Origin of the sequence: Nonomuraea cavernae, assembly GCF_014646355.1 — a bacterium.
In the GTDB taxonomy this organism is placed as follows: domain Bacteria; phylum Actinomycetota; class Actinomycetes; order Streptosporangiales; family Streptosporangiaceae; genus Nonomuraea; species Nonomuraea cavernae.
The window spans coordinates 250,707-265,174 of sequence record NZ_BMNH01000004.1 but is presented as its reverse complement, the minus strand read 5'-3'; the positions used below and the strand labels follow the sequence as shown (position 1 = coordinate 265,174).

Annotated in this window: 12 protein-coding genes; 10 read left to right on the top strand and 2 right to left on the bottom strand. The window is 72.2% G+C overall.

Going from position 1 to position 14,468, the window contains the following annotated elements; all coding sequences use genetic code 11:
• Positions 1–388: 388 nt before the first annotated feature.
• The 7 genes from IEY82_RS10495 to IEY82_RS10465 all read left to right on the top strand — a co-directional run bounded on the left by IEY82_RS10495 (position 389) and on the right by IEY82_RS10465 (position 7,840).
• Complete coding sequence (locus tag IEY82_RS10495) at positions 389–1,558, top strand: ABC transporter substrate-binding protein (protein ID WP_308015953.1); 1,170 nt, start codon at positions 389–391, stop codon at positions 1,556–1,558.
• Positions 1,559–1,631: 73 nt separating this feature from the next.
• Positions 1,632–2,501 (top strand): branched-chain amino acid ABC transporter permease, encoded by an 870-nt coding sequence (locus IEY82_RS10490; RefSeq protein WP_189123836.1) that lies wholly within the window; start codon positions 1,632–1,634, stop codon positions 2,499–2,501.
• Positions 2,494–3,498, top strand: a complete 1,005-nt coding sequence (locus IEY82_RS10485; RefSeq protein ID WP_189123835.1) for a branched-chain amino acid ABC transporter permease — start codon at positions 2,494–2,496, stop codon at positions 3,496–3,498. The genes IEY82_RS10490 and IEY82_RS10485 overlap by 8 nt, the downstream gene beginning before the upstream one ends.
• The gene (locus IEY82_RS10480) at positions 3,495–4,280 is read left to right on the top strand and encodes an ABC transporter ATP-binding protein (protein ID WP_189123834.1); all 786 of its coding nucleotides are present in this window, start codon (positions 3,495–3,497) and stop codon (positions 4,278–4,280) included. Before IEY82_RS10485 ends, IEY82_RS10480 begins: the two co-directional genes overlap by 4 nt.
• A complete protein-coding gene (locus IEY82_RS10475) occupies positions 4,277–5,008 on the top strand; it encodes an ABC transporter ATP-binding protein (protein ID WP_189123833.1) in 732 nt (243 codons plus the stop codon). The genes IEY82_RS10480 and IEY82_RS10475 overlap by 4 nt, the downstream gene beginning before the upstream one ends.
• Positions 5,008–6,669, top strand: a complete 1,662-nt coding sequence (locus IEY82_RS10470; RefSeq protein ID WP_189123832.1) for an amidase — start codon at positions 5,008–5,010, stop codon at positions 6,667–6,669. Before IEY82_RS10475 ends, IEY82_RS10470 begins: the two co-directional genes overlap by 1 nt.
• Positions 6,659–7,840, top strand: a complete 1,182-nt coding sequence (locus tag IEY82_RS10465; protein WP_189123831.1) for an acyl-CoA dehydrogenase family protein — start codon at positions 6,659–6,661, stop codon at positions 7,838–7,840. The genes IEY82_RS10470 and IEY82_RS10465 overlap by 11 nt, the downstream gene beginning before the upstream one ends.
• Before the next feature lie 110 nt (positions 7,841–7,950).
• On the opposite strand, the gene IEY82_RS10460 is transcribed toward IEY82_RS10465, so the two are convergent.
• Positions 7,951–8,862, bottom strand: coding sequence for a VOC family protein (locus IEY82_RS10460; protein WP_189123830.1), 912 nt, complete (start codon positions 8,860–8,862; stop codon positions 7,951–7,953).
• 643 nt (positions 8,863–9,505) lie between these two features.
• Between IEY82_RS10460 and IEY82_RS10455 the strand changes: the two genes are divergently transcribed.
• Positions 9,506–10,303, top strand: a complete 798-nt coding sequence (locus IEY82_RS10455; RefSeq protein ID WP_189123829.1) for a FadR/GntR family transcriptional regulator — start codon at positions 9,506–9,508, stop codon at positions 10,301–10,303.
• 42 nt (positions 10,304–10,345) lie between these two features.
• The gene (locus IEY82_RS10450) at positions 10,346–11,131 is read left to right on the top strand and encodes a FadR/GntR family transcriptional regulator (protein ID WP_189123828.1); all 786 of its coding nucleotides are present in this window, start codon (positions 10,346–10,348) and stop codon (positions 11,129–11,131) included.
• Here IEY82_RS10450 and IEY82_RS10445 read toward each other — a convergent pair.
• The gene (locus IEY82_RS10445; RefSeq protein ID WP_189123827.1) at positions 11,089–11,877 is read right to left on the bottom strand and encodes an enoyl-CoA hydratase/isomerase family protein; all 789 of its coding nucleotides are present in this window, start codon (positions 11,875–11,877) and stop codon (positions 11,089–11,091) included. The genes IEY82_RS10450 and IEY82_RS10445 overlap by 43 nt on opposite strands.
• Before the next feature lie 186 nt (positions 11,878–12,063).
• On the opposite strand from IEY82_RS10445, the gene IEY82_RS10440 reads away from it, so the two are divergent.
• Positions 12,064–14,460: a thiamine pyrophosphate-binding protein gene (locus tag IEY82_RS10440; RefSeq protein ID WP_225262578.1), complete on the top strand. Its 2,397-nt coding sequence runs from the start codon at positions 12,064–12,066 to the stop codon at positions 14,458–14,460.
• Positions 14,461–14,468 lie beyond the last annotated feature (8 nt).

Genomic DNA, 14,468 nt, shown 5'->3' with positions numbered 1-14,468 from the left:
AAGCCTGACGTATTGCATGCTACTCGACCCGCCGCCTCCGGTCGAGAGCCCCCCTCCGCGCCCCAGTCCCTTCGTCCTGGGGGACGCGACCGTCATCGCAACAGAAATTTAACCAACCGTCACATATCGCCGGGACCGATCCCAAACAGGGATTTCTCTACCCCGCCGAAAGCATGGAGGCCCTGCCCCACAGGCCCAGCGGAGATCCCCCGGCTCGCGGGCACCCGGCCGGACGGGATCTTCCAGAGCAGGACCGGCCGAAGAACGTCACATTCAAGGCCTTGTTTTCCGCGAAACCTATGCTGCAAGATCTGACGTATTCACATCCGGGTTTCGCGGGGGCGCGAGGTCGACGAGTCGACGACCCGGCGTTCATGGAGGAGACAGCATGAGAGCACCTATGCGTGGCCGCTCGGCCCTCGCGGTACTCGCCGCCGCAGCCCTGACGGCCACCGCTTGCGGCACGTCTGATTCGAATAAGTCTGACGCATCCAGCGATGGTGCCGGCAGCACCTACACCATCGGAGTGCTCAACTCGACCACCGGTGAGCTCGGCGCGGTCGGCCAGCAGGAGGCCAAGGGCATGGACCTGGCCGTGGAGGAGATCAACGCGGCCGGCGGCGTCAACGGTCACCAGCTCAAGCTCGAAACCGTCGACGACCAGGGCTCGGTCAACCTGGCCACGGCCGGCTTCAAGAAGCTCGCCACCTCCAGCAAGGTGCCCATCGTGATCGGTCCCGGCATCTCGGCCACCGCCAAGGCGGTGGCGCCCCTCGCCGACCAGTACGACGTCACGCAGATCCTGCTGGTCGCGCAGCCCGAGGTCGCCAACGGCACCAAGAACGTCTTCGAGGTCCCCCTGCCCGGCAAGGCCAACGCCGAGGCCGTGGTCAAGTACGCCTCGTCCAAGGGCATCAAGAACGCCTCCATCATCTGGGCCAACAACCCCTACGGCCAGGCGGGCAACAGCGACATCACCGCCGCCGCGAAGAGCGCCGGCATCTCGATCGTCAACTCCGAGGGCTTCGACCCGGCCAAGTTCGACTTCACCGCCCAGGCCGGCAAGGTCGCGAGCGCCAACCCCGAGGCCGTCTTCCTGTGGGGCGCCGGCGGCGCCGCCGACGCCCTGGTGCTCAAGGCCGTGCGCGCCTCCGGCTACAAGGGCAAGGTCATCGGCGACCTGACCTACTCCACCTCCACCATCCCGGAGGCCGCCGGTGAGGCCGCCGACAGCGTCGTCTCCCTGACCGCGGTGAACTACGGTGCGCCCGAGGGCGAGACGAAGAAGCTGATCGACGCCTACAAGGCCAGGTACAACAACGAGACGCCCACGGTGCTGAGCGTGTACGCGTACGTCGCGGTCAAGCTGGCAGCCGCCGGCATCGAGAAGGCGGGCAAGTTCGAGGGCCCGGCGATCTCCGCGGCGATCCAGTCGCTCAACTTCGAGAGCGTCGTCGGCAAGATGGAGTACACCGACACCTACCGCGGCGGCCCCAACGCTGACGCGTTCAAGCCCGTCAGTTTCAAGAACGGGGAGTTCGCGCCTCCTGCCGAATGATCCGGTCCAGCAGAGACGCCGGTGACCGGGCCGCACGTAGCCCGGTCACCCTCCGCTTCGCAGGAAGGTGCCCGTGCACATCCTTGACCTTCTCGTGTCCGGCCTGACGCTGGGCTCGATCTACGCGCTCGTCGCCCTGGGCTTCCACCTCGTCTTCAAGATGACGGGGATCATCGACTTCGCCCAGGGTGACAAGGTCGTGATCGGCGGCCTGCTCGGCCTGACCCTCGTCCAGCAGGGGCTGTCCACCGTGATGGTGGTGCTTCTGCTCGTCGTCGTGGCCGGGCTCCTGCTCGGCATCGCCTACGACGCGATCGTCATCCTGCCGACCCAGCGCAACGGCGCCCTGGCCGCCATGGCCGCCACGGTCGGCATGACCCTCGTGCTCGCCCACGGCCACCACCTCGTCTGGGGGCCGGACCCGAAGCCGTTCCCGCCGGTCTTCGCGGGTGGCATCGAGCTCGGCCCACTGCGCGTGAGCTTCCAGAGCATGGTGATCTGGGCCGTGGTCGTCGCCGTCGGCGTCGGGCTGGCCCTGCTGATGGGCCGCTCCCGCACCGGCCGCGGCATGGTCGCCGCCGCGACCGACCCGCTCGCGGCCACGGCCGTGGGCGTCAACGTCTCCCGCATGCGCGCGCTGTCGTTCGCCCTCGCGTTCGGGCTGGCGGCGCTGGCGGGCGTGCTGGTCGCGCCGATCACCCTCGCGGGCGGCTCCATCGGCACGGCCCTCACGATCAAGGGCTTCACCGGCGCCGTGCTCGGCGGGCTCAACAGCACCAAGGGGGTGGTGCTCGGCGCGCTCCTGCTCGGCGTGGTCGAGAGCCAGCTCGCCGCCGTGCTGCCCAACGGCAACGTGGACCCGGTGGTGTTCGTCGCCCTGGTCATCATTCTGCTATTGATGCCGAACGGCCTGTTCGGCCTGAGGAGGCAGCGCCTTGCCTGACAAAGCACTCGCCGTCAGGGCGGGGCGGCATCTCGCGCCGACCCTGATCGCCGCGGTGATCCTCATCGGGTACGTGTTCACCGATCCCGGCCCCAGCGGGCTGGCCCTGGGCGTGAACATCACGGTCGCCGCGATCGCCTCGGTCGGGCTGACCCTCGCCATCGGCGGCGCGGGACAGTTCTCGCTGGGACAGGCCGGCTTCATGGCGATCGGCGGGTACGGCACGGCCTACCTGATGCTCGCCCACGAGGTGCAGTTCCTCTGGGCGCTGCTCGCGGCCGTCCTGCTGGCGCTGGTCGTCGGCGCACTGGTGGGCTACATCGCGCTGCGCCTGCACGGTAACTACCTCGCGATGGCCACCCTCGCGGTCAGCAGCGGCATCTACGCGCTGCTGGTGCTGCCCGGCGAGCTGGGCGGCGCCAACGGCTACGCGCCCATCCCGTTCCCGGAGATCTTCGGGCACAAGTTCATCGACCCCGTCGACCAGTACCTGCTCGTCGCGGTGACGCTGATCCTCGTGCTGCTCGTCTCCAACTGGCTGCTGGCCTCGCGCGGCGGCAAGGAGCTCGCCGCGATCCGCGACGACGAGGTGGCCGCCCGTGCCGTCGGCGTCAACATCACCGCCCGCAAGGTGCAGATCTTCGCGCTCTCGGCGGTCATCGGAGCCCTGGCCGGCGGCGTCAACGGCCCGCTCCAGACGGCCATCGACCCGTCGCTCTACTCGCCGGCCGTGTCCATCCAGATGTTCGTGATGGTGATCCTCGGCGGACTGGGCAACATCTACGGCGCCGTGCTCGGCGCCGCGCTCGTCACCTGGCTGATCGCGGCCGTCCCCGGCAACGGCTCCTGGGCGCTGACCATCCTCGGCATGGTGGTCATCGCCTTCATGGCGCTCCTGCCCGACGGCCTGTCCGGGCTGCCCAAGCTGGCCAGGTCGCTGCTCGGCAGACTGCGCGGGCGCACTACGGAGGGCTCGATCACCGGAGGCTCGAAGTGAGGACACCAGGCACGGCCGAGGCGCGCGGCGTCACCCAGCGCTTCGGCGGGCTGACCGCCGTCTCCGACGTGAGCTTCTCCGTCGGCGCCGGCGAGATCCACGGCATCATCGGCCCCAACGGCGCGGGCAAGACGACCCTGCTGAACATCCTCAGCGGGCTGCAGCGCCCCACCCAGGGCTCGGTCGTCATCGGCGGCGACGACGTCACCCGCTGGCCCAGCCACAAGCTGGTGGCCAAGGCGCGGCTCGTCCGGACCTTCCAGACCGTACGTCTCTTCTCCAGCATGTCGGTGCACGAGAACCTGATGATCGCCGCCCGCATCGTCGCCGGGCCGGCCGAGGCCAGGACCCGCGTGGACGAGGCCCTCGACCGGCTGGACCTGACCGCGCTGGCCCCCGAGCCCGCCACCGCCCTGTCCTACGGCCTGCAGCGGCGGGTCGAGCTGGCCCGCGTGATGGTGGCCGACCCGGCGGTGGTGCTGCTCGACGAGCCGGCCGCCGGCCTGAACCCGCAGGAGCGCCGCGAACTCGCCGACACCCTCCACGCGATGCGGGACTCCGGGGTCACCGTGGTGCTGGTCGAGCACCACATGGACCTCGTCCACGCGGTCTGCCAGCACTGCACGGTGCTCGACTTCGGCAAGGTGATCAGCCGCGGCACGCCCGACGAGGTCACCCGCGACCCGGTCGTCCTGGAGGCCTACCTCGGGGGCAAGCACCACCGGGCCAGCGAGGTCGACGCCGTCATCCCGGAGGACCTGGAAGGAACGTCGAAGCCATGACCGCCACGGCACAGGACCACGCCCTGCTCGAACTGCGGGGCATCGTCTACAAGTACGGCGCGATCAGCGCGCTGCGCGACGTCGACCTGAGCGTGCGCAAGGGCGAGGCGGTCTGCGTCATCGGTCCCAACGGCGCCGGGAAGACGACGCTGGCCCGGGTCGCGGGCGGCCTGTACCGCCCGGCCAAGGGCGAGGTGCTGATCGGCGGCGAGCCGCTGCCCCGGAGCCCGCACGACGTGGTGGTCCGGGGCATCGGCAGCGTGCTGGAAGGCCGCCACCTGTTCGTCGAGCAGACGGTCACGACCAACCTGGAGCTGGGCTGCTACCGCAGCGGCCTGGACAAGGCGACCGTCGAGCAGCGGCTGGAGAAGATCATGACGCTCTTCCCGGTGCTCAGGGAGCGGGCGCACCAGCGCACCTCGACCATGTCCGGCGGCGAGCAGCAGATGGTCGCGATCGGCCGGGCGCTGATGGCCGAGCCGCAGATCCTCATCCTGGACGAGCCGTCCATGGGACTGGCGCCGAAGATCACCGGCGAGGTGTTCGACGCGCTGGCGTCCCTGCGCGAGGGCGGCCTGTCCATCCTGCTGATCGAGCAGAACGCCCCCCTGGCGTTCGAGCTGGCCGACCGCGGCTACCTCATGCGGCAGGGCGCGGTCGTGGTCGAGGGCAGCATCGACGAGCTGACCCACGACGACGTCGTCCGCTCGGCCTACCTGGGGGCGTGATGGGCTCCGGCACGGGGGCGCCGCTCTCCGGCGATCTGCTGCGCGACCTCGACGAACGGCTCTGCCGGCTGGACCTGGGCGAGCGGAGCCTGCCGGGCGCCCTCCACCAGGGCGACCCGCCGTACGAGATCTCCTCGGGCGAGGCGGGCCGGCCGGGCGGCCGGACGGCCCCGTACGGGACCGCGCCGGTTCCCGCGGACCCGCCGCACGGCCGTACGGTCGCGTATCAGCGAGCGGGCGGTGAGGACGCGTCCGTGCTGGGCATGGGCGCGGCCCTGCGCGACGGGCGGCTCACGCCCCTCGACCTGCTCGACCGGACGCTGGAGCGGATCGCCCGCTCGGACGGCGAGATCCGGGCCTGGGCACGCGTCGACCCCGTCGGCGCGCGTGCCGCCGCGCAACGCTCGACGGCGGAGCACTCGACATATGAGCGCTCGACGGCGGATCACGCCGCTGCGGAGCGTGGCCGGACGGAGCCGGCTGCCGCCACCTGGCCGGAGGACGGCTGGGGCGGACGGCCGCTGGAGGGCATTCCGGTCGGCGTGAAGGACCTCATCGACGTGGCCGGCGTCCCGACGGGCGGCGGCTCCCGGCACCTCACGGGCCCCGGCCGCGAGCGGCTCCCCGCCGCCGACGCGGGCTGCGTCACGCGACTGCGGGCGGCCGGCGCGGTGATCGTCGGCAAGACCACCACACACGAGTACGCCTTCGGCGGCACCACCCCGCCGACCCGCAACCCGCACGACCCGGCCCGCATCCCGGGCGGCTCCTCCGGCGGCTCGGCCGCGGCCGTGGCGGCCGGGCACGTGCGGGTGGCGTTCGGCAGCGACACGGCCGGCTCGGTGCGGATCCCGTCCTCCTACTGCGGGACGGTCGGCCTGGTCCCGTCACCGGGCCGGCTGCCGGGCGACGGCGTCCTGCCGCTGTCCTGGTCGCTGGATCGGGTGGGGCTGATCACCGCCTCGGTGGAGGACCTCGCCCTCTCGGCGTACGCCCTCGGCATCAGCCCGCTGGTCGACCTCGGCGGACCCGCCACGTTCGAGGGGGTGCGGGTCGGTGTGCCGGTCGGCGCGCTGGACGAGCCCATCGACGCCGACGTGGCCGAGGCCGTGGAGAGCGCCTTCGCCACGGTTCGCGCGCTGGGCGGCGAGATCGTCGAGGTGGAGATCCCGCACGGCTGGGCGGCCATGGCCGCCGGGATGACGATCATCCTGGCGGAGTGCTTCGACTACCACCGCGATCGGCGCCGCGACGGGAACGAGCTGTTCGGCGCGGACGTGCGCGCCATGCTCGACCTCGGCGAGCGGGTCCCCGCCGGAGCGTACGTGCGGGCGCAGCGGCTGCGGCACGTGCTGCGCGCGGAGGCGCTGGCCGCGCTGTCCGGCGTCGACGTGCTCGCCATGCCGACCATGCCGTGCGTCGCTCCCCTGGCCGAGGACGCGAACGAGGGCATGCTGCCGGTGGGCGGGACGCGGGTGAGCCTCGCCGAGGCCCACCTGCGTTACAACGTGCTGGCCAACCTGGCCGCGCTCCCCTGCGCGACCCAGCCGGTCGGCGTGGACTCCGCCGGGCTGCCGATCGGCCTGCAGTGGGTGGCCGCGCCGGGCGACGACGAGAGGCTGATCACCTCCATGACCTCCTTCGCCCGCCATGGCCGCTGACGCCAACCGGGTCATCGACTCGCTCCGGCTCGACGACACCTTCCTCGACGAGGAGCACCGCGCCCTGCGCGAGGTCCTGCGCAGATTCGTGAACGAGCGGATCGTCCCCCGCGCCGCCGACTGGGAGGCGGCGCGGCGGGTGCCCGGCGAGGTGTTCCGGGAGCTCGGCGAGCTGGGCCTGCTCGGCCTGTCGTTCCCCGAGGAACTCGGCGGGGGCGGCGCGGGCACGCGCGGCGCGGTCGTGTTCAACGAGGAGCTCGGACGCTCGACGTACGGGGGCGTGGCGACCTCGATCACGGTGCACACCGACTTCTCCGCGCTGCACCTGGCGCGGGCCGGCGACGACGAGCAGCGCCGGAGGTTCCTGCCGGACGTGTTGTCCGGGCGGCGGATCTGCGCGCTCGCGGTGACCGAGCCGGACGTGAGCTCCGACCTCACCCGCCTCGCGACGCGCGCCCGCAGGGACGGCGATCACTACGTGCTGGACGGCCGCAAGACGTTCATCTCCAACGCCAACCTCGCCGGCCTGTTCTTCGTCGTCGCCCGCACCGGTGAGCCCGGCTCGGGACGGCACGGGCTGTCGCTGTTCGTCGTGGAGCGGGGCACGCCCGGCCTGTCCAACGGGCGGACGTTCACCAAGGGCGGCTGGCACAGCGCCGACACCGGCGAGCTGGTGTTCGACGGGTGCCGGATCCCGGCGCGCAACCGCCTCGGCGAGGAGGGCGCGGGGTTCCGGTGGATGATGCGCGGCCTCGACCACGAGCGGATCGGCCTGTCGGCCCAGGCGGTCGGCCTGGGCGAGGCGGCCCTGGCCGCGACGGTCGGCTGGCTGCGCGAGCGTCCGGCGTACGGCAGGACGCTGTGGGACCTGCAGGCGCTCCGGCACGAGCTGGCGCGTTTCACCGCGCGGCTGTCGGCCGCCAAGACCATGCTGTACCACGCGGCTGCCAGGGCGGACGCCGGCGAGGACCCGCGCACGCACGCGGCCATGCTGAAGGCGTCGATCCCGGAGCTGGTCAACGAGCTGGTCTACAAGTGCGTGCAGTTCAGCGGCGGCGCGGGCTTCGTGACCGGCTCGGAGGTGGAGCGGATCGCGCGTGACGCCCGGTTCCTCGCCATCGGCGGCGGCTCGACGGAGGTCATGCTCGACGAGATCGCGCGGCTGATGTGACCGGGCGGCCGGGGGCGGCGGGGTCGGCACCGCCAGACGAATCAGCGCCGCGCCCGTCAGTGCGCCCGTCGGCGCCGCGCCCGTCAGTGCGCCTGTCAGCGCCGCGTCCGTCAGCGCTGTCGGAAGCAGAAGTGCGCGCCGTAGCGGGAGCGCAGGCCGAGGCGGGGACCGTCGGCGGTCTCGACGATTCCGGTGGACGCGCCGTGGGAACCGTGGGCCAGCCGCTCGGCCAGCGCGGCGAGATCGTCCATCGCGCATTCGGCGACCACTCTGGGCGCTCCGGTCATCGGGCGCGGCGGGTGACCCGGCAGCCGCTGGATGAACTCCAGCCGGGCGTTGCGCGACTTCGGGCCGCGCGTCAGCACGGCGTCGAAGCCCTCGCCGGGGCCGAGGGTGAGCAGCCGCTCCAGCGCCTCGCCCTCGAACCGGCCCGAGAAGTAGATCCGGCCGCCGAGGACGTCCTCGGCGAACGTACGCGCGGCGGGCAGGTCATCGGTGGCGAACACCACGGCGTTGACCTCGCTCACGTCAACCTCCGGCCGCTCGCCGAGGACACAGCGGGTACGGCCCTCGCGGTAGCCGACGAACGCGTGCAGCAGCCCCGAGGAGGTCTGGTCGAGCATCCGCTCCCGCACCGGGTGGGCGGTGCCGGGCAGCAGGTAGTCGACCGGGTCGCTGACGAACCGCCAGCCCCGCTCCTCGATCACGGCCTCGGTCTCGCCGGGGTGGCGCAGGTAGAAGTCCAGCGCGTACGGGCCGGGGCGGTCGGGGATCCCCGCCGCGTCGGGTTTGGGCAGGCCGGGCACCGCGACGAGCCTGATCCAGCCACCGTGGCTGCCGGGCTTGCCGAGCAGCAGCGAGGTCGCGGGCGGCGACGGCAGGTCCCAGATCCGCGCCCACGCCTCGGCCTCGCGCACCGGCCCGGCCTCGACGACCTCGAAGCCCATCGCGTCGACGTACAGCCGCCGTAGCGGGCCGGTGTCGGCCACGGGCAGGACCACGACGTCGATGCCGTCGAACATCAGGCGGACTCCCTCGATCACCTGGCCCGCGCGGACGTCGCCTGGCCGCTGATAAGTCTGATGTATATCGCCAAACTCTGTCAATCACGCCTCGACCGCTCGCGCTCCGACCGCCGCGTTCCCTGCCCTTCGTTCGCCGACCTTCAAACTCCCCCACTTCTCCAGGACCTCAGCATGTCAATCCTTCCTTCATCCGATGTTTACCGGGCTAATACCGGACAGACCAGTCGCGCCGGCCCCGGCACTCCGCCGGCCGGTCGGCTTCGCGTCCGCGAACCGTCCGCACCGGAGCCGTGCGGACGGCTCCGGTGCGCCCACCACGCCGGGAGGCGCGCCCGCGCCGCCGACTCGGGCACCGGCGTTCCCGGGAGGTCTGAGGATTGCTTTACGCCTTCGCCGCCGCGTGTTTACGGCGCGCTTGACGGCGATCACGGCCCATCGTTCGCGACGGCTGTGGAACAATGACCCACGGCCCTGGAGCTGCTGGGCAAGGCCGCGTACTCTTGATGTCAGACCTATGTGAAGGATCGTCTGACAAGGGAACGCACGGCCACAGCGGGCCGTGGGCCGCCAAACGGCGGGGCAATGCGGGGAATGCGAGAGTTCCGGCTCTGAAGAGTTCATGCACGGCTTCTCTGCATTAATGACCATTCACGAAGGCGAGACCATGGGGCAGGGCAACACGTCCAGTGCGAAGGAGAGCGGCGCCGAGCGCGCGGCCTCTCCGCCGACGCCGAACACACTGCCGGTGAGCCGGTTGCGCCCGGCTTACCAGCAGGTCGCCGACCAGCTCCGCGAGCTGATCCTCAACGGCTCGCTGGCCTCGGGTGACCGGCTGCCGCCCGAGGGCGACCTGGGGAGCAACTTCGGGGTGAGCCGGAGCACGGTCCGCGAGGCGCTGCGCGTGCTCGCCTCACAGGGGCTGGTCAAGACGGTCCGGGGCACCACCGGCGGCACCTTCGTCTCACGGATCGAGCCCGCCCAGATCAGCGACTACCTGGAGACCAGCATCGGCCTGATGTCCGGCTCGGCCGCGCTGCGGCTGGCCGACATCCTGGAAGGCCGCGAGCTGCTGGAGGTGCCCGCCACCGCGCTGGCCGCGCGCCGGCGTGAGCAGCGGCACCTCGACGCGCTGCGCGACGCCGTCGAGCGCGAGAAGCACAGCCGTGGCCGCAGCGTGAAGTTCCGCGAGCACCGGCACTTCCACGGCATCATCATCGAGGCGAGCGGCAACGGCCTGCTCGCGATGATGACCGAGCCGGTGTTCCGGGTGCTCCAAACGCGTTTCCTCAACACCGACGCCCCGCCCGAGTTCTGGGCGAGAGTCGACCAGGAGCACGAGGCGATCATCGACCGCATCGAGGCCGGCGACGCCGAGGGCGCCAGCGCCGCCATGCAGGCCCACCTCAGCCGCATCCGCGACGCCTATCAAGAGGGCTGAGGCCGGAGCGCCGGCCCCGACGAGTTGGGGAGCGTACGAGAGGTGAAGACCACATCGCGGGCCCGGTCCGAGGGCGACGGCTCACGCGCGGCCCTCCTGCCGGTCGACCGCATCCGTCCCGCCTACCAGCAGGTGGCCGACCAGCTGCGTGACCTGGTGATCAGCGGCGGGCTCGCCCCCGGTGACCGGCTGCCCGCCGAGGGCGAGCTGGCCGGCATGTTCGGGGCCAGCCGGAGCACGGTGCGGCAGGCCCTCGGGCTGCTCGCCACGCGCGGCCTGATCACCGTGGGGCCCGGCGGCAGTTTCGTCAGCCGGATGGAGTCGTCGCAGGTGAGCGACTACCTGGAGACGAGCCTCGGGCTCGTGTCGGGCTCCGAGGGCATCTCGATGGCCGACATGATGGAGGCCCGCGAGATCCTGGAGGTCCCCGCCGCCCGGCTGGCGGCGGCCCGCCACGACGAGCTCCATCTCGCCCTCCTGCGCGCCACGCTGGAGCGTGAGGCGCACACCCATGGGCGCGAGGCCAAGTTCAGGGAGCACCGCAGCTTCCACAAGCTCATCGTGGCCGCGGCGGGCAACGCCCTCCTCACCGTGATGACCGAGCCCGTGTTCAAGGTGCTCGAGACCAGGTTCGTACGCCCCGACATCCCCGCGAGGTTCTGGCCCGAGATCGACGGCGAGCACGCCGGGATCCTGGGCCACATCGAGCGGGGCGAGGCCGACCTGGCGGCCGACGCCATGCGCCGGCACCTCGCCGCGCTGCGCGGCGTCTACCACGACACGGGTCAGCTCCAGGCCGGCGCGCGGTTCTCCCGCCAGGCCCGGTAGCCCTCCTGGGCGTCGGAGTCCGCCGGGGTGACGTAGGCCAGGAACTCCTCGATCTCGGGCCCCAGCGCCTCCTCGGCGCTCAGCCCCTCGGCCGTGGCGAGCTGCCGCTTGAGCGCGGCCAGGCAGGCGCGGGACTTGCCGGCGAACTGGGCCGCGAGCTCGTCCGCCGCCGTGGCGAGCCGCTCGTCCGGCACCACCTGGAGCGCGATGCCGAGCTCCACCGCCTCGGCGGCGGGGATCCACCGCCCGGTGAGGAAGATCTCCCTGGCCCGCTGCCTGCCGACGATCCGGGGCAGCCTGGAGGTCGAGCCGCCGGCCGGGATCACGCCGAACGTGGTGTGGGCGTCGGCGATCCGCGCGGAGGCGGCGACCAGCACGAGGTCGCAGGCCAGGATCAGCTCGAAGCCGCCCGCCCTGGCCAGGCCGTTGACGGCGGCGATCACCGGCACCGGCAGCCGTTCCAGGCGCAGGGTGAGCGCGGCGACCCGTCTGATGACCCGTTCCCACACGGCTCCGTCGTCGAAGGCCCGGTCGAGCAGCGCCCGGTCGAGCCCGACGGTGAACGCCTTGCCGGTGCCGCCGATGATGAGGGCGCGCACCTCGGGGTCGGCCTCGACGGCGTCGAGCGCCGCGTCGAGATCGTCGAGCACCTGCTCGGTCAGGCTGTTGAGCGCCTCGGGCCGGGTGAACGTGATGCGCCCGACCCGGCCGGTCACCTCCAGCGTCATGGTCTCGTACGCTCCCACGCCCGCACCCCTTCCGGTACCTGTGCTGAATATCTCTGACGTATCCTCGCCCGAGTATCGCCGCTGGACGGAACACGACGCAACATCACCAACCCAACACTGATAAAGCGTGACAATCAGCCTCGGTTCAGATAAAAATCTGACATATCCGAGTTCAGTCCGGACCATGATCGGCGAGGTGGTGTCTTGAACGAGCTCAGCGTCCCCCCGCGGCCGCCGGACCCGGCCGTGCTCGACGAGATCCAGCGGCGGGTGCTGTGGCTGGCCACGCGCATCGTGGACGCCGCCAACCGCGAGCGCGACACCGGCGACGGCGTCAAGGTCGGCGGCCACCAGGCGTCGAGCGCGTCGCTCGTCACCGCGATGACCGCGCTCTGGTTCGCCCACCTCGGCGCCGAGGACCGGGTCGCCGTCAAGCCGCACGCCTCCCCCGTCTTCCACGCCGTCCAGTACCTGCTGGGCAACCTGGACCGCTCGTACCTGACCCGGCTGCGGGCCCGCGGCGGCCTGCAGTCCTACCCCAGCCGGACCAAGGACCCCGACGGGGTCGACTTCTCCACCGGCTCGGTCGGTCTCGGCGCCGCCGCGCCGTTGTTCGCCGCGGTCACCCGCAGGTACGTCGACGCCCACTTCGGCCAGCGGCCCGCGTCCCGGTTCGTGGCCCTGATCGGCGACGCCGAGCTGGACGAGGGCAACATCTGGGAGGCCGTGGCCGACCCGTCCACGGCCGGGCTGGGCAACGTCATGTGGCTGGTCGACTTCAACCGCCAGTCCCTGGACCGCGTGGTGCCCGGCATCCGCATCGACCAGTGGCGCGGCCAGTTCGAGGCGGCCGGCTGGCACGTCGTGGAGGTCAAGTACGGCCACCGGCTGCGCGAGGTCTGCGCCCGCCCCGGCGGCGGCCACCTGCGGGCCTGGATCGACGCGATGCCGAACGAGCAGTACCAGTCGCTGTTCGGCCTGCACGGCCCCGGCCTGCGCGAGCGGTTCCTGGACGGGGCGCCCGCCGAGGTCGCCGCGTTCGCCGCCGGCTTCACCGACGAGGAGCTGGCTCCGCTGGTCACCGACCTGGGCGGGCACGACCTCGCGGCCATGCTGGAGGCGTTCGCCGAGTGCGACGCCGTGCGCGACCGGCCGAGCGTGGTCTTCGCCTACACGGTCAAGGGATGGGGCCTGCCGATGGCCGGCGGCGCCCGCAACCACTCGGCCCTGCTGTCCGGCGAGCAGATCGACGACCTGCGGACGCGGACCGGCCTGGACGTCGCCACCGAGTGGGACCGGCTCGACCCGGACTCCCCCGCCGGAGCCTGGGCCGCCCGGCGCGGCGCGGAGCTGGCCCGGGCGCCACGCCGGCCGGCCGAGCCGGTCAAGGTGCCCGCGGCGACCGGCGTACGGGTGACCAAGCCGGTCTCCACGCAGGAGGTGTTCGGCCGGGTGCTGACGGACCTCGCCCGCGACGAGGCGGTGCTGCCGCGCCTGGTCACGACGGCTCCGGACGTCGCCACGTCGACCAACCTGGCCGGCTTCATCAACAAGACCGGCGTGTTCTCCCCGGCCAGCCGCCGGTCGTGGACCGAGGACCGGCTGGTGCGCTGGTCGGAGAACCCGGCCGGCCAGCACATCGAGCTGGGCATCTCGGAGATGAACCTGTTCCTGCTGCTCGGCCAGCTCGGGCTGTCGTGGGACCTGTCCGACCAGCCGCTGCTGCCGGTGGGCACCGTGTACGACCCGTTCGTGCTGCGCGGTCTCGACGCGTTCGTCCACGGCGTCTACTCGGGGGCGCGGTTCGTCGTGGCGGGCACCCCGTCGGGCGTGACCCTGGCCCCCGAGGGCGGCGCGCACCAGTCGACGATCACCGCCTCGGTCGGGATGGAGCTGCCCGGCGTGACGTTCGTCGAGCCGGCCTACGCCACCGCCCTCGACTGGCTGCTCTGCGACGCGCTGGGCCGGATCGCCGCCGACCCCGGCGGGAGCGGCACCGGCGACGGAGACCGGGAGGGCGCCTACTACTTCCGGCTGAGCACCCGGCCCGTGGACCAGGCCCCCTTCGAGGCCGCCCGGTCGCGGCTGGGCGACGAGACGCTCCGGCGGCAGGCGCTGGCGGGGGCGTACCAGCTGAGGGACGCCCACCACGACCATCCCGAGCTGCGCGACGGCGGCGCGCCCGTCGTGCATCTGGCGGCCTCGGGCGCGGTGCTGCCCGAGGTGCTGGAGGCGGCGGCGGAGCTCGCCGACGAGGGGATCGCCGCGCATGTGGTCGACGTCACCTCGGCCGGCCGGCTCTACCGGTCGTGGCAGCGCTCGCTGCGCGAGGGCGTGCGGACCGCCACGACGCGGCGCGCTCCCGGCGCGCTGCGCGCGGCCTTCCCGGCGCGGGCTCCCGTGGTGACGGTGCACGACGCGGCCTCACACGCGATGTCCTGGCTGGGCACGGCTCTCGGGGTGCCGGGCGTCCCGCTCGGCGTCGACGAGTTCGGCCAGTCCGGAACGGTGCGGGACCTGTACGAGCTGCACGACCTGCTGCCCGGCAGTATCGTCAACGCCGCCCTGGCAGCTCTCGACCTAGATTCCTCTGATGTATAAGCTACGTA

Coding starts and splice junctions, on each gene's coding strand:
- IEY82_RS10495 (WP_308015953.1), top strand. CDS start 389: ATGAGAGCACCTATGCGTGGCCGCTCGGCCCTCGCGGTACTCGCCGCC.
- IEY82_RS10475 (WP_189123833.1), top strand. CDS start 4,277: ATGACCGCCACGGCACAGGACCACGCCCTGCTCGAACTGCGGGGCATC.
- IEY82_RS10470 (WP_189123832.1), top strand. CDS start 5,008: ATGGGCTCCGGCACGGGGGCGCCGCTCTCCGGCGATCTGCTGCGCGAC.
- IEY82_RS10465 (WP_189123831.1), top strand. CDS start 6,659: ATGGCCGCTGACGCCAACCGGGTCATCGACTCGCTCCGGCTCGACGAC.
- IEY82_RS10460 (WP_189123830.1), bottom strand. CDS start 8,862: ATGTTCGACGGCATCGACGTCGTGGTCCTGCCCGTGGCCGACACCGGC.
- IEY82_RS10455 (WP_189123829.1), top strand. CDS start 9,506: ATGACCATTCACGAAGGCGAGACCATGGGGCAGGGCAACACGTCCAGT.